Genomic DNA, 17,420 nt, shown 5'->3' with positions numbered 1-17,420 from the left:
CGAGCCACTTCATGGGTAACTACAACCTCGATACGATGCCGGTGATCCGAGAGCTGAAGGGCTTCGATGCACGCTCCGGCAATGTCCTTGAACGCCTGATTTTCAACAACCGCCTGCTGGTGGTGCTGACCTGCCTGATCGTGACGGTATTGCTGAGCTATTTCGCGGCCACTGGGCTGACGCTCAATGCCAGCTTCGAAAAGATGATTCCGCAGAGTCAGCCGTACATCAAAAACTACCTTGAGAATCGTCAGGCGTTACGCGGGCTGGGCAATACGGTTCGGGTGGTGGTGGAAAACACCGACGGCGACATCTACGACCCGAAATACCTGGAGGTACTCAAGCAGGTTAATGACACCTTGTTCCTGACCCCGGGCGTGGACCGGGCCTGGATAAAGTCATTGTGGACGCCTGCCGTGCGCTGGACCGAGGTCACGGAGGAGGGCTTCCGTGGTGGCCCGGTCATGCCGGACTCCTACGACGGCTCGGCCAGTGGGGTCGAGCAACTGCGCTTGAACATCGCCCGTTCCGGCATCATCGGCAGTCTTGTCGGCAATAATTTCAAATCGAGCATGATTGTGGTGCCGCTGCTGGAGAAGGATCCGGTCACGGGCGCCGCAATCGACTATCACCATTTTTCGCGGATGCTTGAAGAGCAGCTACGCAACAAGTTTGAGTTTGCCGGCAGTAGCGCGGTACACCTCGCCGGTGAAGAGGGCAAAGGCCCGATCAAGATCCGCGTGATCGGTTTCGCCAAACTGGTGGGCGATCTGATCGATGGCCTGATGCTGATCATGATGTACTTCGGCGCTGCAGCGCTGATCGCTACTGCCATCATCTTTGGCTTTACCCGTTGCGTGCGCAGCACCGCGCTGGTGATTCTGTGCTCGGTGGTTGCGGTGGTCTGGCAACTGGGCCTGATCACCTTGTTCGGTTATGCACTCGACCCGTTTTCGATTCTGGTGCCGTTTCTGGTATTCGCCATCGGGGTATCCCACGGTGCGCAGAAAATGAACGGGATCATGCAGGACGTCGGACGCGGTACCCATCAGTTGGTTGCCGCGCGTTACACCTTCCGCCGTCTGTTCCTGGCCGGACTGACCGCATTGCTGGCCGATGCCGTGGGTTTTGCGGTACTGATGCTGATCGACATTCCGGTGATCCAGGACCTGGCCGTCACCGCCAGCATTGGCGTGGCGGTGCTGATCTTCACCAACCTGGTGCTGCTGCCAGTGCTGCTGTCTTATTGGGGTGTCAGTCCCAAGGCGGCGGCGCGCAGCCTGCGTCAGGAACGGCAGGAGGTGAATGGAAAAGGGCTGGGTAATGTGTGGAGCCTGCTTGACCGCTTTACCGAGCGTCGCTGGGCGACGGTGGCGGTGGTGGTGGCCGGGTTGCTGGCGGCAGGTGGCTTCATGGTCAGCACGCAGTTGAAGATTGGTGATCTCGATCCGGGCGCACCCGAACTGCGCGCCGACTCACGTTACAACCGCGACAACGCCTACATCACTGCCAACTATTCGCTGTCCAGCGACCAGTTTGCGGTCATGGTCAAAACAGCCAGCGAAGGTTGCCTGAAGTACGAAACCCTGGTGGAAGCCGATCGTCTCGGCTGGCTGCTGCAACAGCAACCGGGCGTGCAGACTACCGTGTCGCTGGTCAACGCTGTGCGCCAGATCACGGCGGGTTCCTATGAAGGCAACCCGAAAATGCTGACCGTAGCGCGCAACCAGAACGTGCTCAACTACGGCGCGCAGCAGGCCTCGGTGAACAACCCGGAACTGTTCGACAGTGACTGTTCGATGATGCCGGTGATCGCTTATCTCTCCGACCACAAGGCCGAAACCCTCGATCACGTGGTCAAAGTGGCCGATCAGTTCGCCCGTGAACACAGCAACGACGATCGGCAGTTCATGCTCGCCGCCGGTAGCGCCGGGATCGAAGCGGCGACCAATATCGTCGTGCGCGACGCCAATCGCACCATGTTGTTCTACGTGTATGGCGCGGTGATCGTGCTGTGCTTCATCACCTTCCGCAGCTGGCGAGCGGTGGTGGTGGCGGTCGTGCCGTTGATGCTGACGTCGATTCTCTGCGAGGCGTTGATGGTCTGGCTGGGCATGGGCGTGAAGGTCGCGACCTTGCCGGTGATTGCCTTGGGTGTCGGCATCGGTGTCGATTACGCGCTGTACCTGCTCAGTGTTCAGTTGGCTCAGCAGCGTGCCGGTCTGTCGTTGACCGAAGCCTACAAAAATTCCGTTGCGTTCACCGGCAAAGTGGTGGCGCTGGTCGGCATCACCCTGGCGGCGGGCGTGATCACCTGGGCCTGGTCGCCGATCAAGTTCCAGGCCGACATGGGCATCCTGCTGACCTTCATGTTCATCTGGAACATGGTCGGCGCCTTGGTGCTGATCCCGGCGCTGTCGTATTTCCTGCTCCGTCGTGCTCCTTGAAGCGGCTGCTTGCATGCTTTATCCGCTCGGCTACCTGCGAGTCTCTGCCGCTTCTGAAACATCGACATCAAACAAGAATAAAAGGAACACAAAACCATGCTGGGCTTGATGCAAGATCAACCGCTGTTGATTTCTTCCGTTCTGGAACATGCGCTGAAGGCGCATCCGCACACCGAAATTGCCTCGCGCATGGCAGATGGAGCGGTGCATCACTGCACTTACGCCGACATCGGCGAACGCGCTAAACAAGTGGCCAATGCGCTGGTTGCGTTGGGTGTACAACCTGGCGACAGAATCGGCACCCTGGCCTGGAACGGTTACCGGCATATGGAATTGTATTTCGGTGTGTCGGGCATGGGCGCGGTACTGCATACGATCAACCCGCGGCTGTTCGCCGAGCAGATCGAATTCATCGCCAACCACGCCGAGGATCAGTACCTGCTTTTCGACCTGTCGTTCGCTGAGTTGGTCGAGCAGATCGCGCCGCGCCTGAAGACAGTCAAAGCGTTCATCGCTCTGTGTGAGCGGGAGCAAATGCCGGCAATCGATGTGCCTGGCTTGATGTGCTACGAAGACCTGATCGCCGGGCACAGCAATGACTTCATCTGGCCTGAGTTCGATGAGCGCACGGCGTCGTCCATGTGCTACACCTCGGGCACCACTGGCAATCCCAAGGGTGTGCTGTATTCGCACCGTTCTTCGATCCTGCATTCGCTGGCGCTGTGTACCTCGGATGGTTTCGGTCTATCGGCGGCGGATTCAGCGTTGTTGGTCGTGCCGATGTTCCACGTCAATGCCTGGGGTATGCCGTATGCCGCCGCAATGTGTGGCGCAAAATTGGTGTTACCGGGCGCCGCACTTGACGGCGAGAGCCTCTACACGCTGATGCGGGATGAACAGGTGACCCTGGCGCTGGGTGTGCCGACGGTGTGGATGATGCTGCAACAGCATGTTGAGGCGCAGGCTTTGCAACCGGCGAAAGAGCTGTGCCTGAACCGGGTGGTGATCGGCGGAGCCGCCGCGCCGCGCAGCCAGGTCGATACGTTTGAAACCCGTTTCAATGCGCGTGTTTTGCATGCCTGGGGGATGACCGAGATGTCCCCGCTGGGCACCATCTGCAATCCGCTGCCCAAACACCGTGATGCTCCGCTGGAAGCAGTGCTCGACCTGCAGGCCAAACAAGGGCGGGCGTTGTTTGGGGTGTCGATGAAGATTGTCGACGAGCAAGGCGCTGAACTTCCGCGAGACGGCAAGGCAAGCGGTCTTCTACTGGTCAAGGGACCATGGATCGCCAGCCAGTATTACGGCGGCGAAGGAGGGCAGATTCTTGATGGCGAGGGCTGGCTCGATACCGGTGACATCGCAACGATCGACACTGACGGCTACATGCAGATCACCGACCGCGCCAAGGACGTTATCAAGTCGGGTGGCGAGTGGATTTCCTCGATTGATCTGGAAAATGCCGCTGTCAGTCATCCGGCCGTCGCCGAAGCGGCGGTGATTGGCATCCCTCATCCCAAATGGCAGGAGCGGCCGTTGCTGGTGGTGGTGCTCAAACCTGGTAGAACCGCGAGCAAAGACGATCTGCTGACGGTGTTGCAAAGCCGCGTGGCGAAATGGTGGCTGCCGGACGATGTGGCCTTCGTCGAAGCGCTGCCGCATACCGCCACCGGCAAATTGCAAAAGATGAAGCTTCGCGAACAGTTTCGCGACTTCAGATTTCAGAGCTGAAAGGCTATTTATCCAGGGGCACGATCAGCGGGCCGGCGAAGGCCTGCATGATCAACGCCACGGGTTGGTTGTGGCTGACCAGTTGGGCCATGGCGTTCATGTAGGGCGTCAGGTGACGAAAGTATTTCTTGTAGCTCGGACACAGGTAGTTCAGACCCGGCTCGCCATTGGGCGCATTCATGAAGCGGTTTTTCGGGCATTCGCCATGGCAGGCGAAGCGGTAATCGCACTGCTGGCAATACGTCGGCAGTGTCTCTTCCTTGGCGGCGCCAAAGGCTTGTTGCGCAGCAGAGGCGAGTAGCACGGCAGGATCATCGGTCTTCAGGTTGCCCAGCAGATACTCGGGATACATGTAGTGATCGCAGGAGTAGACATTGCCATCGTGTTCCACGATCGCCGCTTTGCCGCAGCGCGGGCTGAACAGGCACACCGAGGCCGGCAGCTGGCACCATGAGGCCAGTGCCCATTCGAAGTTCATGACATGAACCTCCCCGACATCCTGGCGCACCCACTCGTCAAAAATCGTGATGAGAAAATCGCCATAGGCCTCGGGGGCGACCGTTTGCTCCGTCACCATCGCGGGCTCCGGCACCACGTGCAAGCGCAATTCCGGCGGGATAGCGAAATGCAGACCCAGACTGACCTGTGAGGCGCTGGGCTTGCGTTCCACCACGGGGTTGAACTGAATATGACGAACGCCCTCAGACTTGAGGAATCGATAGATTTCCAAGGGAAATCTGGCGACATCGCGCGCCACGGTAACCAACACATTGAAGTCGACGTCATGCTGCTTGAGCAGTTCGAGACCGTGCATCACGTCATCGAAACTGGAGCGTCCGCGCTTGTCGGGGCGATAGAGGTCGTGAACGAATCGCGGGCCATCGAGGCTGATCCCCACCATGAAGCGTTCACGGGCGAGGAACGCGCACCAGTCGTCATTGAGTAACGTGCCATTGGTCTGCAGCGTGTTGCGAATGACTTTGTTCCCTGCGAACTGGCGTTGATACAGGACCGCTCGTTGAAAAAAATCCAACCCCAGTAACGTCGGTTCGCCGCCTTGCCAGGTAAATTCGACCTCAGGCGTGGGCTGGGCCTCGATGTAGCGCTGCACATACAGACGCAGCACCTCGTCGGTCATGCTGAAGCGTTCCCGAGGGGGGTAAAGCTGTTCTTTTTCGAGGTAGAAACAGTAGCTGCAATCGAGGTTGCAGATCGGCCCGACGGGTTTGGCCATGAGATGCAAGCCCTGGGGCGGGGTTTCGTGGGTAGGCATGGGGGCAGGGTCCGGGAGTCATCAGTCTGCCGCCCGGTTATCCGGGCGGCATTGAGGGTCAAGGCAAATACGTCACGTGTACATCCTTGACCTTGCCATTGAATGCGAAGGGCGCACGCTCGAAATAGTCCAGGGTGACGGGGGAACCGAGGTCTTGGGCCACGTCGAAGGTTTCGCTGGCGGTGAACGTCAGTGCCGGAGTGAACGGTGTCACCCCTTTGGCGGCTTCCTGTCCGTCAAGTCGCAGGCTCAGACTGGCCGGCGCTCCGGGCTTGGCTGACGACAGGGTCGTCAGCACTTCGATACTGACTTTGCCGGCGGGTACCCGTTCGGCCGAACGCAGTTTGACTCGAGAGATAGCCAGCGCGTTGTACTCGTAGTTCAGGAAGCCGTCATCCATGTACAAGCTGACCCCGCCACCGATACCGCCCAAGGCATACAACACGCCGGTGGCGTTAGCTGGAACCTCGGCGTCGACGACAACTTTGCTGTTCTGATTGCGCAGGTTGGGGGCCGCAAACTCCGGAAAGCGCTGGACGTGATCACTGAAGTGCCATTCGCGTTGGCTGCTGGAGATTCGTGCAGTCGGATCGAGGAAGGGGTAAAGACCGGCACCAATCGGATAGACATGGTTAGCCTTGGCCTGCACGTCAAACTCCGCCTTCAGCTCCGCAAGCTTTTGCGGATTGCTCGCGGCGACATCCTTGGCCTGGGAGTAGTCGTCTTGCAGGTTGTAGAGCGACCATTGATCGTTCGCCGGATTCCAGCCCATGAACTGCGCGAAGCCTTGCACCCAGGGTTTGCGCGGGCCAAAAACCGAGGCCATCCAGCCATCCTTGTAGACGCCGCGACTGCCGAAGACTTCGAAGTATTGCGCCGGTTTTTTCGACTTCACCTGAGCGTCGTTGAAGGTGTAGCGCAGGCTGACGCCATCCATTGGGTCCTGAGCGATACCGTTGACCTCTTTGGGGGGCGTGATCGACAGCACGTCGTAGACCGTCGGGGCAATGTCGTTGACATGGTGGAATTGTCCGCGAACCCGGGCGTCGGCCTTGATCTGTTTCGGCCAGGAAACGGCCAGCGGCGTGCGCGTACCGCCGAAGTAGCCGGCGACCAGTTTAGTGCCTACGAATGGCCCTGAACCTGCCCAGGCCCACGCGGCGTTGTACATGCTTTCAAGTTTAGGACCGCCGAGCGCGGACAAGCCGCCATACATCTCGTCGAGGACTTTCAGCTGCTGCTCTTTGGGAACCGGAATCCCGTTTTGGGCCAGCAACTCATTAATCGTGCCCTCCATCCCCTCGGAAGAAGCGCCGTTGTCGCTGAAGACATAAAAGATCAGCGTGTTGTCGCGCTTACCTTCACGCTCCAGTTCGTCGAGGATCTTGCCGGCCTGCGTGTCGGCATGTTCCAGGAAGCCGGCATACACCTCCATCAACCGTGCCTGATACTGCTTCTGTTCGGAAGACAAGCTGTCCCAGGCTGGGAGCTCCGCCGGGCGTGGGGTGAGGACGGCGTCCTGCGGGATAAAGCCCAGGGCTTTCTGGCGAGCGAACGTCTGCTCCCGATAGGCGTCCCAGCCACCGTCGAACTTGCCTTTGTATTTATCGGCCCATTGCGCATTCACCTGGTGCGGACCATGTACGGCACCCGGTGTCCAATACATGAAAAACGGTTTTGCCGGTGCGTAGGTCTGATGGTCTTGCAGCCAGTTTACGGCCTGATTGGCGAGGTCTTCGCTGAGGTGATATTTCGGATCTCGCGCCGGTTCGATTGGCGTTGTGTCGCGGTACAGACGCGGTTCGTACTGAGAGGTTTCGCCGGCCAGGAAACCGTAGAAATATTCAAAACCGTAGGCCGTCGGCCACGTATCGAAAGGACCGGCCGCCGTGGTATCCAGGGGTGGTGTGTTATGCCATTTGCCGAACGCGGCGGTGCTGTAGCCATATTGCTTGAGCACCTCGGCTATGGTCGCCGAGCTTTTGGGGATCTTGCCGGTGTAGCCTTCCCAGTCAGTGGCCAGCTCTGCAATGACGCCGTTGCCAACCCGGTGATGGTTGCGTCCGGTAAGCAATGCGGCGCGAGTAGCGGAGCTGATGGCAGCGGTATGAAAAGCGTTGTAGCGCACACCACTGTCGGCGACTCGACTCAGGGTCGGCGTATGGACTGCGCCGCCGACGGTGTCGGACTGCGCGAAGCCGGCGTCATCGAGCATGATCACCAGGATATTGGGGGCCTCGGCAGGAAGCCGGGATTGCTGCTGACGTTTCTGGTGCTTGGATTCTTGCAGCGTCGGTTTGGCGTCACTGGCCGAAGGCGTCGGCGGGAAGGGCAGCGAGTCTTGTGCGGATGCGACCGAGCTGGCCAACAGTGCGCAGAGTTTCAGGGTGAAACGTCCGGCGGGTTGCAGCTTCTGGGACATGAGTGTCTCCGTTTTTTATTCATTGCAACGACGCAGCCGCCCGGTCGAACACCGGACGGCCGAGATATTGGAGAGCTGCTCAGACCGCAAAACTGGTGATGTCTTTGGGCTCGATATCATTGGCTTTACAGAACGCCAGGTAACGATCCACGCTGGATTTCCAGTTCTCGATGGCCACGACGTTGTTGTTATCGTCGTAATACAGCAGGTCGCCCTGGGTGATGTTCAAGGTGATCAGTTCATCGCCATATTCAGTCAGCACGATCGGCGTATGGCTGGAACCTGCGGTTTCGAACACCACGCCGCCCGGTTTTGAGATCCAGTCGTGCTCCAGGTATTTCCAGCCACCCTTGATGGTGTAAACGATGACCGTGCCGGAGTGATGGTGCTTGGGCAGAGAAGACCCGGCCGGGGCCTTGAGCAGGGTGATGGTTTCCCCGCGAACCGGGTCGCACTTGATGTATTTGATGAAGATTTCATCGCTGTAAGGTGCGAACGGAACCCACGGCAGGTCCTCGTCGTTGATGGAGGAGGTGTCGATGTTTTCATAAAACATGCTTGTTGTTCTCTGTTGGACGGTGGAAGGATTTACACGGTGCGTTAAGAGCATCGTGAACAGGCCGTGCTCACACCGCCCCCCTCTTGAGGAGGGGGATCCATCCAATGGCGTTGAATTGCGGCATACGGAGTGCCGTGCAAATAACGCCAAAACAACAATATCTACGGTTTGCGGCCACCGTTGGCCTTTGGGTGATCAAAGCGGACGTCAGGGCCTCTGTGAAACCCTGACGCCCCGGTTCAGCGGCGGCACGCCAGTGCCGTCCGCTGTACCGGTCGTTAGGTGCTCAATTGATTTTAACGATCGCCGGCGGACTCCACGTGCCTTTGCCAGGCGGCAGGACGGAAGGGTTTTCCGTCTTCGGCCAATACAGGCGCATCACCATGTAGATCAGATCATTCGGTGCGGGCAGCCAGTTGCTTTCCTTGTCCGCGCCGGGCGAGTCCTTCTGGATGTAGAGCGTCAACGAGCCGTCTGCATTCTTCTTCATGTCAGGCAGCATCGGCGAGTTGATGAGGTAGCGATTGACCGGATTCTTGATCAGCAGTTGCGACTTGCCGTCGTACATGGTCACCGACCAGAAGGCGTTGACCGGCGGGAGCTGTCCAGCGGGAAAAGTGATCGTGTAGTTGTGCTTGCTGCCGTCAAGCGGCGTCCCGTCGGACAGGATCTTGGCCATCGGATACGTGGCCTCTTCGGCGTCGTTGGCATAGATGCCTGCTTGTGCGATGGCGGCGCGCTTTAGCCAATCACCCTTGTAAAACGCGGCATTACCGCCGGAACTCACGATGTTCCAGCCATTGACCTGTGTGCCGAGATGATTGACTGCATCCTGGACCTTCGCATGCCCAGCCTGCATGCCCTCGACCACAGCGGCCTTTTGCTCGGCGGAGAGGTCCTGGAAGTTGAAGTCCTTGCCGGCGCCAATGCCCAGGCGGGCCAGCTTCGCGCGGATCGCCACTTCATCCGGGGTGGCCGGGGCAAACTGCAAGGCAAAGCCCAGATACTTGAAGAAGTCGGTCTTGGCCAGGGCCTTGTCGAACTTCGGAAAGTTGATCGCCGGCGCGGCAGGCGGCGCGGGCTGCTTGAGATAAGCCGATAACGGCTGGGCCGCATAACCGGACTGGATCTTTTCGACGTTTGGCATGTCCGCCGGATTGAAGAGCTGGGTGCGAAAGATCGCGAAGAGGAGTTGTGTTTGGGAGTGAAACACCTTCTTGATGCCAGGCGGGGTCACGCCTTTCCAGTCTGGGCCGACCAGCATGTAATCGCCGGCTTCGCTGCCGGTGGTACGGCTGCCGATGTAACCGAAGTTGTTGGTGTTGTTATCGATGAGCTGCACCGAGTAGTACCGCGGTTTCTCCACCGTCGGTACCGAGAGCACGATCGGCTCGCTACGCAGGTCCATGAACATCAAGGAATACGGCGTATCGCTGTTCGGCGAGACGATGGCCGTGTCCTTGTAGGTGAAGACATTGTGCATGCTGTGAATGTGGTTGAACGGTGCCTTGTACTGGCCGGAGTTCTTGTCCACGGCATAGTCGTACATGGTGGCGTAGTTCATCACGATGGGCAGACCGTAGATGTAACCTTCCTCGGCGATGGCTTTTGTTTCGGCGGGAGTGATGTCCGCTGCTTGGGCGTGTGTAAATCCAAAGGACGCGAGCAATACCATTGCACAGCCAAATGTTCTCGGTAGTGTGGTTATCATGAACTTGAAACTCCATTTTTCGCATTAGATGGGATTAACTGCTGATCAGGGGATATTCAGTGTCGCGTTTGCTCACGACTTGATATCTCATAACGCTCCTTTTCTTGCTGTAAGTCTTTGTTTTTTCTGAAGCTGGTCGGCGCAAGCGCGACGTTGATCGAGGAGAACCACGACGGATGACAAGCTCAGACTGCTCGGTCAGTATAAGCAGCAAATCAAACTACGCTGCTGACATGAGAACAACTTGTCCTCTGATGCTAAAAGTAAATCTTACGGATAGTTTCACTTAGGAAAAAGTAGCGTGTACGCCACCCGGAACCCCCAACCGTGTGCACCATCCTCAGGACTGTCCGCCCAGTATCGCGGCCCTACCTGAAGGCTCATGGGCTGCTTGCCGACTTTGAACAATTGCGTCACGAACAGGTTGATCGGCACATTCCACTCCCTGGCTTCCCAGTCGTAAGTGGATTCTGTATTAATGCCAAAACTGGTGTACGACGCTGTGGTATAGACCAGAAAGGGTTGCAGATATGTCTGATTGACCTTCTCCTTGTCATTGGCCGGGTTGTTGTCCAGCGACCAGATGTGGTTCGCCAGAATACCGTTCGTCCAGCCGTTGGCCTGCTTCAACGCCACCGCTGTCGGTCCAATCCCCCATTGTTCGCTACTCAGTAGCTCATCACTACCGGTCGGTAACAACAACGCGGGGCCTGCACCCCAGATCCAGCCGTCCTCGGTGGGCCTTTTGGGAGAGAAAAAGAAGCTTTGCGTGGTGTCGCCCACTCCGCTTTTATCGGCAATGCCCCTCGGTGCCAGTCCATGCTGATCAATGACCGGGAGGATCGTGCGAGAGATCAGATTCCAATCGTCATTAAGTGTGAAGGGTAAAACCGGCTGGATATTGGTGACGCTCTGGATTCCATTGCCAGAGGGCCCCATTTTCTGATTCCAGTTGTATTGGATGGGCAAGCTATACAGTGCCGCGACTGGATTTAATGACTGTTTGGCCAGCTCCGCCTGATCGTCGGCCTGACTGGAAACGGAAATACCGAAAACCAAAGACGATAGCAAAAGTCGTTCAATGTACTTGTTCATGCGAATTCCTTGGATACCAATCGCCCCGGGCCCCTCGATTATCAACGGGAGCCTTCTAACGACAAGCAGAAGTTACTTGAATACCTCAATCTCAGTGGGCCGTACTTAACTGAAGCACAGCGAACAGCCACCCATTCTGTTGTTGATACGTCTTGTATTATGCCGAGGTTACTTACTTTACAAGTTTAACTTCTCCAATCAGTCATGTATTTGTCGGGTCTAGGCAGGAGGGCGTAAAGTTTACCGTTGCCGGTGGGAGGTTTTGCAGGAGCGAGCTTGCTCGCGATGGTCGTTAACGAATCGCGTGTTTACAGAATAAACGCAGCGCTCTTGAGTCCATCACGAGCAAGCTCGCTCCTACAAAATTTGTTAAGAAGGCAGGTACGGTGTTTTACGAATCCGAACAGTCAGCCTTAACTGCCTTGCGGCACAACGCGGGCATCATTGCCTGAGCCCTGGATATACACCTTCGAGCCCTTGGTCAGGGACGGATTGATCGGTTGGGTCACCGATACCAGCACGCCACTGTTGACCCGCACGATGATCTGTTGCGCCTCGATCGGTTGGTCATATTTTTTCTTCTCGGCGTAGTTACCGCCAGCAGCACCGGCGAGCGCGCCGGCAACCATGGCGACGTCACGCCCGGTGCCGCCCCCGATCAAGCTGCCAACCGCCAGGCCGCCAAGACCACCGAGTACGGCGCCGACACCACTGTCGTGATTGGTCTGCATCTGCGTCAGCGATATCTGCTCGATCTTCCCTGAGCGAATCTCGATTTCACCGGCGCCGCCATCGGTTGACCCGACGGCGGAACAGGCACTTATCAGCACCGTCATCAACGTGACTGACAGCCAGGACAGGATTACTTTCATTGCGATGCACCTCGTTATTGGTATTTGATTGCAATGCTTGAGCCAACGTCTGTTGGCAGTTCAATCAAGGCTTAACTGCGAATGAACGCCCAGAGATCGACGTTCAACTTGTCGATCGCCGCTTTGAAGTCCTGGGCGGTGATCTTCTGGCTTTCGTTTTCCAGCGTTGTACCAAACACCTTGCGGACTACCCTGGCGACCGTCTGGTTGGTTCTCGCATCGATAATCTCGGCCTCGATGAACAAAGTGCTGTCCTGATCACGGTGGCCGGTGGCGGCCTGTGTTGCTCCGACCACGGCGGCGATCGGCACCACTTCGTACCATTTCATCCCTTCGTTTTCGGCATTCACCCCGGTGATCGCCGCACGCATCAGCAGGGTTTTGGAACTCGCCGGCGCGGCGCCGGTATTGGAAACCACACGGTATTTCTGACCCAGGGTGCCTTTGACCTTACTGGTCATGTAGTTCTGGATGTCGGCCAGCGTTTGTTGGTTGACCCGCTCATCGGGCTTGGGCGCGGGATAGAGTTCCAGCTTGTTGAACACCACTGTGTCATAGGCATTCGGGTTCCACGACGGACTGACCCAACGCATTGTTGTGCCGCCGCTTGCCGTTTTGACTTCCTGCAAGTTGTTGTAGTTGGACAGGTAGCCCGAGTATTGCTCGACTTCAGTGACTTTCGATACGCAGCCGGTCAATAACAAGCTGCTCAGTGCGGCACTCGTTATCCATTTGTGCGAGAAGCTCATATAACGGTACTCCTTGAGGGATGTGTTCCTGAATGTCTTTTATTCAAGGTCAGACTCTGTGGACTTAGCCCTTTCGGAATAGGCCCCACTGGATCTCAGCCTGAGCAATCGAGCGACTGCTTGCCAACTGCAAGCAGTCGCAAGCGTCGCGTTACTTCGATGCCACCACTGCCGGCGGCTGCCAGCTGCCGCTGCCTGCGGGAAGAATTGAAGGCGGCGTGGCCTTCGGCCAATAGAGGCGCATCACCAGATAGGCCGTGTCGTCAGGCGCGGGCAACCAGTTGGACTCCTTGGTCTTGCCCGGCGAATCCTTCTGGATATACAGCGTCAGTGAACCGTCCGCGTTCTTTTTCATGGCCGACAGCATCGGCGAATTGATCAGGTAGCGGTTGATCGGATTCTTGATCAGCAGTTGGCTCTTGCCGTCGTACATGGTCACCGACCAGAAGGCATTGACGGGCGGCAGTTTGCCGGCAGGGAAGGTCAGCGTGTAGTTGTGCTTGCCGGTATTCAACGTCTGGCCATTGCCATCGGTACGCGTAATGGGGTACATCGCCTCGGCGGCGTCATTGCCGTACAGACCAGCCTTCGCGGCGCCAGCCCGCATCAGCCAGTCGCCTTTGTAGAACGCCTGGTCGCCGAAGAACGCGCCGACGCTCCAGCCGTTGATGTTTTTCATGCCGCTCGAGAGGAACTTGTCGACCTGCTCGTCGCCGGCCTTCATCCCGAGCAGGACCACGGCCTTGTGCTCGAGCGAGAGGTCCTTGAATTCGAAGCTGCGACCGGGGCCTACGCCGATGCTGGCCAGCTTCGCACGGATCGCCTTGTCCTCAGCCGATGGCGGCACATAGTCCAGCGCCGCCGACAGGTACTCGAAGAAGTTGGCCTTGATGCCTTCCGTGGTGGCCGGCACGAAAGCGATCTTCGGCGCAGCGGGCGGCGCGGGTTGATGGAGGAAAGCGGACAGCGGCTGGACCTTGTAACCCGCCTGCACCTTCTCGACATTCGGCATGTCGGCCGGATTGAACAGCTGGGTGCGGATCAGCGTCAGTGCGAAAGGGGTCGTGGAGCTGAACACCTTGTCGATGCCTGGAGGTGTCGTACCCTTCCAGTCGGGGCCTGCAATCAAATAGCTCCCGGGTGCGCTGGCCGTGGCCCGACTGCCGATGTAGCCGTAGTTATAGGTGTTGCCGTCGATCAGTTGCACCGAGTAGTAGCGTTTTTTGGAGACGGCCGGCACGGTGATCACCAACGGCTCGGCGCGCAGGTCGGTCCAGAGAAAGGAGTACGGCGTGTCGCTGTTGGGGGTAATGATGGCCGTGTCAGCGGGGGTCGCGACCTTATGATCGTGGTGCAGTTGATTGAAGGGGGCCTTGAACTGGCTGGACTTGGAGTCCACCGCGAATTCGTTCATCACGGCGTAGTTCATGACCAGCGGCAAGCCGTAGATAAAGCCTTCCTCGGCGATCGCCTTGGTTTGCTCCAGACTCGGCGCGGGAACGCCCTTGGCCACATCGGCCTTGTCGGCCTGTGTGATCGGATCGAGCTTGCTCGTGCACCCGGTGAAAAGCGTTGAACCTACGACGACCGCCGCAGCCAATGTCCAGCCACTGTGAGACTTCCTGTTCATTTTCACCTCGTTAGTTTTGTACAAGCCGGTGTCGTGAGCGTTCATGCCCACGGCTAGATACTAGGCATGACACCTGAAACGCTCTTGGATTTTTCTCAGTAGCGCCAAGTCATGTTGCCAGTCAGGGCTTGAATCCAGGCGTTGTCGAACTCGCCTGAGACACGATTGCCTGACAACGTTTTTTGCTGATCGACGGACATGTCCCCCATCCACACCGTGACCCAACTGAAATTCACGTCTGTCTCTTTATTCAGTGAATAAGTAAAGCCTGTGGCGAAGCGCCAGGCGGCGCCCATGGGCACGGTGAGCGTACGATTACCGTCGGACACGGCGGACGTGTCATAGGCGACACCGAAATCCCAGACCCAGTCCTGGTTCATCTGGTATTGAGCGCCAAGCGCCAATTGATACGTGTCTTTGTAATGCGCATCGATTGAAGCGGCCCGGGAACCGGTTCTGGACGTGTCTACGTCAATGCCGATGTCACCGAATTTCGACCAGTCCTGCCAATTGACCGAGGCCAGAACGGCCCATTGCGTATCCAGTTGCTGGTACAGGCTGAGGGTCGCCGTTTGCGGTACTTTCAGGTCGATTTTGGTGTTGAGGCTGTTGAGGCGACTCACCAACGGAGCACTGCTCTTCACATCCAGGCGATCCTCGAAGTCGAGGTCAACCTGACTGGTGTAAGCCAGGCCAATCCGGGTACCGGGCTTTGGGGCATAAATCACGCCTGCGTTGGCGCCGTAACCCCAGGTGCTGTCCCGGTATTTGTATTGGCCGTCACCCCGTTGTGTCAGTCCGAGCGGCGCCTGATCGATGGCGGCTTCGCTCTTCAGCATCCCGTACATGGCTTTGAGTCCGACGCCGACGGACCATTGATCGTTGAAACGATAGGCGACACTGGGTACCAGTGACAGTCCCGCAATGCTCGCGTTCTGCACGAAATAACGGCCGGACCAGTCATTGTCGTAGTTTACAGCCAGACCGAAATCGCCATAGGAGCCGAAACCGACGGACCACCGATCATCCAGTTGATGGCTGATGAAGAAACTGCCACCCGGTATGGGATCGAGCGCGTTACCGCTGCCAGTGCCCGGCGTATTGGTTTCACTGTCCCGATCGAACGATAAGTCACCAAAAAGAACCTGAGCGCCAGCGGAGATCTGTGTTCCGCTGAGGTAGCTCAAGCCGGCGGGGTTGCTGGCAATGGTCGAAGGGCCTTGTGCCCGGGCCGCTGCACCGGCATTGGCCAGTCCGACGTTGTCGGTGGCGATTTCGTACAACATCAGGCCACCGGCAACACTTCGGCCACTGGTCAAGAGTGTCAGCGCACCAAGAACAGTAATCGACAACACACTTTTATTTAATTGCATGAAATCCCTCTCTATCAGATCACTCAGTCTATGTCGCTTGCATCGCCCCAAGGCCTGGGCATCGTCTTTTATTCGTGTGGCCTTCTTGAGTGTCTGCGCGGAACTCCACCCGCAGGTGCAACTAATCGCCAACCTCATGAACAACACAAAAAACCGAAGATCAGCTTTGCAATCAGCCTGTTGTTGCGTTCACTTTACGGCAATCATCAGAAAGGCACCTTGCATTTTCGGACAGTGCGCGCGGTATCACGGGGGTATGGAAGTGGTTGAATCAACCCCCCATGGAGGCTACCCCAGCCCATTTCTCCAATGCTGTGGTGACGTATTTGTCCACGTTTTGAATGCACGGGAGAAGGCGTTTGGATCCTGGTATTGCAGGGTCTGGGAGATTGTGGATATCGGCAAATCCGTATCTTTCAAGAGTTGCCGCGCGAAGTTGCTTCTGGAGTCGGTGATCAGTTCTTTGAGGTGAGAACCTTCCGCATCCAGCCGGCGTCGCAGCGTTCTTTCATTCAATGAGAATTGACTGGCGATGTGCTTGGAGTTTGCCTGGCCTTGCAATAATAGAGCGTATGCCTGGCTCTTTATTTTTTCTGAAATCGTCAAATGTGACGTGGCGCTCGAAATAGTCAGTTTAAGTAGATGGTGTAAGCGTGGATTCGCCGTACATTGAATTTGTCGGAGTTGCTGATTGTTTATTACAAGTCCGGAAATGCTTGCATTGAACTGAATATTGCAGCGAAATTTTCTGATGTACGGGGTGATGTCTGATGGCTTGCGATATGAAAACTGCACACGAACGGGCGTCCAGCTAGCGCCTAATAAGGCCCGCAGCATTTGGAGGCCAACCATGACGGCAGTGTCGACAAGTAATGATTGATTGGGCAGGTCGTGGCGATAAATGACATATCCCAACAAACTGTGTTGGCCCGCCAAGGGAAGAAGCAGTGGGGTCGCGCCACGATCATAGAGATTGGCATGCCCGACCAGGTCGTTCAATGCATCGCCTGGTGTAGTCGCAAGACGCATAAGCTGACCCACCGGACCCAAATTTTCCAGCGAAAAGCGCTCACCGATCAGCAGGCCAATATGGGGGCACTGAGTGTGTTCGAATGCCGTGTTGAACAGACGAGCAACGTCCATGTAGGCGAGATGGTTGTCTTCATATGCAAATTGCTCAAGGCTGATACCAGCGTCTTTGAAAACGCCTCGCGAGGAACCCCCTATCGCGTCAACTACTTCCGGGAACCTACGGAATGGGCTTGTACTAATTTCTCCAGGCCCGCTCATTCTTAATGATGATTTTTTGGAGGGCATATTAGCTCGCTATCATTCCTGAAACTGGCGCATTGGCCACGTTGGCGAACATCTGATACATGACGAGCAAAAGAGCGTAGCGCCCATGAGCCAGCGCCTGGCACCTCGCGACCGTTCTGCGCCGCCCCTCAGTCCTTGGGCCGACTCATCGAATACACGAGTCGTGCGCATTAATTGAATCCAGAAATACATAATATTCAATACATTGGTTTTAGCACGGATGCGCTTTTTTTCAAGTGGT

The 17,420-nt window shown here is 57.1% G+C and carries 13 protein-coding genes; 2 read left to right on the top strand and 11 right to left on the bottom strand.

The window, feature by feature from the left end:
• The first annotated feature begins 11 nt into the window (after positions 1-11).
• Positions 12-2,447 (top strand): efflux RND transporter permease subunit, encoded by a 2,436-nt coding sequence (locus tag ACM6IT_RS24685; protein WP_056723171.1) that lies wholly within the window; start codon positions 12-14, stop codon positions 2,445-2,447.
• A 96-nt stretch (positions 2,448-2,543) separates the two neighbouring features.
• Positions 2,544-4,178, top strand: a complete 1,635-nt coding sequence (locus ACM6IT_RS24680) for a 3-(methylthio)propionyl-CoA ligase (RefSeq protein WP_414918890.1) — start codon at positions 2,544-2,546, stop codon at positions 4,176-4,178.
• Positions 4,179-4,182: 4 nt separating this feature from the next.
• Here the strand turns inward: ACM6IT_RS24680 and ACM6IT_RS24675 are convergent, their stop codons facing one another.
• From ACM6IT_RS24675 to ACM6IT_RS24625, 11 genes are all read right to left on the bottom strand, one after another.
• The gene (locus ACM6IT_RS24675; protein WP_414918889.1) at positions 4,183-5,451 is read right to left on the bottom strand and encodes an anaerobic sulfatase maturase; all 1,269 of its coding nucleotides are present in this window, start codon (positions 5,449-5,451) and stop codon (positions 4,183-4,185) included.
• A gap of 58 nt (positions 5,452-5,509) precedes the next feature.
• Entirely contained in the window at positions 5,510-7,873 is a 2,364-nt protein-coding gene (locus ACM6IT_RS24670) for an arylsulfatase (protein WP_414918888.1), read from the bottom strand.
• A gap of 79 nt (positions 7,874-7,952) precedes the next feature.
• Positions 7,953-8,429: a 2,4'-dihydroxyacetophenone dioxygenase family protein gene (locus ACM6IT_RS24665; RefSeq protein ID WP_056723163.1), complete on the bottom strand. Its 477-nt coding sequence runs from the start codon at positions 8,427-8,429 to the stop codon at positions 7,953-7,955.
• Between the two features lie 289 nt (positions 8,430-8,718).
• Complete coding sequence (locus ACM6IT_RS24660; protein WP_409079120.1) at positions 8,719-10,107, bottom strand: DUF1254 domain-containing protein; 1,389 nt, start codon at positions 10,105-10,107, stop codon at positions 8,719-8,721.
• A 318-nt stretch (positions 10,108-10,425) separates the two neighbouring features.
• The gene (locus ACM6IT_RS24655; protein WP_056723160.1) at positions 10,426-11,238 is read right to left on the bottom strand and encodes a hypothetical protein; all 813 of its coding nucleotides are present in this window, start codon (positions 11,236-11,238) and stop codon (positions 10,426-10,428) included.
• Positions 11,239-11,651: 413 nt separating this feature from the next.
• On the bottom strand, positions 11,652-12,110 hold the full coding sequence (locus ACM6IT_RS24650; protein WP_056723157.1) for a glycine zipper 2TM domain-containing protein: 459 nt from the start codon (positions 12,108-12,110) through the stop codon (positions 11,652-11,654).
• A 71-nt stretch (positions 12,111-12,181) separates the two neighbouring features.
• The gene (locus ACM6IT_RS24645) at positions 12,182-12,859 is read right to left on the bottom strand and encodes a DUF3313 domain-containing protein (RefSeq protein ID WP_414918887.1); all 678 of its coding nucleotides are present in this window, start codon (positions 12,857-12,859) and stop codon (positions 12,182-12,184) included.
• 151 nt (positions 12,860-13,010) lie between these two features.
• Complete coding sequence (locus ACM6IT_RS24640; RefSeq protein WP_414918886.1) at positions 13,011-14,489, bottom strand: DUF1254 domain-containing protein; 1,479 nt, start codon at positions 14,487-14,489, stop codon at positions 13,011-13,013.
• A 95-nt stretch (positions 14,490-14,584) separates the two neighbouring features.
• Positions 14,585-15,862: an OmpP1/FadL family transporter gene (locus ACM6IT_RS24635; protein ID WP_082562914.1), complete on the bottom strand. Its 1,278-nt coding sequence runs from the start codon at positions 15,860-15,862 to the stop codon at positions 14,585-14,587.
• Positions 15,863-16,150: 288 nt separating this feature from the next.
• Entirely contained in the window at positions 16,151-17,179 is a 1,029-nt protein-coding gene (locus ACM6IT_RS24630; RefSeq protein ID WP_414918885.1) for an AraC family transcriptional regulator, read from the bottom strand.
• A 12-nt stretch (positions 17,180-17,191) separates the two neighbouring features.
• Positions 17,192-17,420, bottom strand: a 229-nt coding sequence (locus tag ACM6IT_RS24625) for a hypothetical protein (protein ID WP_414918884.1), incomplete at its 5' end; no start/stop codon positions are given.

Source organism: Pseudomonas sp. IT-P4, from assembly GCF_949767755.1.
In the GTDB taxonomy this organism is placed as follows: domain Bacteria; phylum Pseudomonadota; class Gammaproteobacteria; order Pseudomonadales; family Pseudomonadaceae; genus Aquipseudomonas; species Aquipseudomonas monachiensis.
The sequence above is the reverse complement of the archived record's forward strand: the minus strand, read 5'-3'. Positions and strand labels throughout refer to the sequence as shown.

What these genes read in the sequence shown, in the direction of transcription:
- ACM6IT_RS24650 (WP_056723157.1), bottom strand. Translation starts at nt 12,110, where the DNA reads ATGAAAGTAATCCTGTCCTGGCTGTCAGTCACGTTGATGACGGTGCTG.
- ACM6IT_RS24630 (WP_414918885.1), bottom strand. Translation starts at nt 17,179, where the DNA reads ATGCCCTCCAAAAAATCATCATTAAGAATGAGCGGGCCTGGAGAAATT.
- ACM6IT_RS24645 (WP_414918887.1), bottom strand. Translation starts at nt 12,859, where the DNA reads ATGAGCTTCTCGCACAAATGGATAACGAGTGCCGCACTGAGCAGCTTG.
- ACM6IT_RS24660 (WP_409079120.1), bottom strand. Translation starts at nt 10,107, where the DNA reads ATGGTATTGCTCGCGTCCTTTGGATTTACACACGCCCAAGCAGCGGAC.
- ACM6IT_RS24670 (WP_414918888.1), bottom strand. Translation starts at nt 7,873, where the DNA reads ATGTCCCAGAAGCTGCAACCCGCCGGACGTTTCACCCTGAAACTCTGC.
- ACM6IT_RS24640 (WP_414918886.1), bottom strand. Translation starts at nt 14,489, where the DNA reads ATGAACAGGAAGTCTCACAGTGGCTGGACATTGGCTGCGGCGGTCGTC.
- ACM6IT_RS24665 (WP_056723163.1), bottom strand. Translation starts at nt 8,429, where the DNA reads ATGTTTTATGAAAACATCGACACCTCCTCCATCAACGACGAGGACCTG.
- ACM6IT_RS24685 (WP_056723171.1), top strand. Translation starts at nt 12, where the DNA reads ATGGGTAACTACAACCTCGATACGATGCCGGTGATCCGAGAGCTGAAG.
- ACM6IT_RS24680 (WP_414918890.1), top strand. Translation starts at nt 2,544, where the DNA reads ATGCTGGGCTTGATGCAAGATCAACCGCTGTTGATTTCTTCCGTTCTG.
- ACM6IT_RS24635 (WP_082562914.1), bottom strand. Translation starts at nt 15,862, where the DNA reads ATGCAATTAAATAAAAGTGTGTTGTCGATTACTGTTCTTGGTGCGCTG.
- ACM6IT_RS24675 (WP_414918889.1), bottom strand. Translation starts at nt 5,451, where the DNA reads ATGCCTACCCACGAAACCCCGCCCCAGGGCTTGCATCTCATGGCCAAA.
- ACM6IT_RS24655 (WP_056723160.1), bottom strand. Translation starts at nt 11,238, where the DNA reads ATGAACAAGTACATTGAACGACTTTTGCTATCGTCTTTGGTTTTCGGT.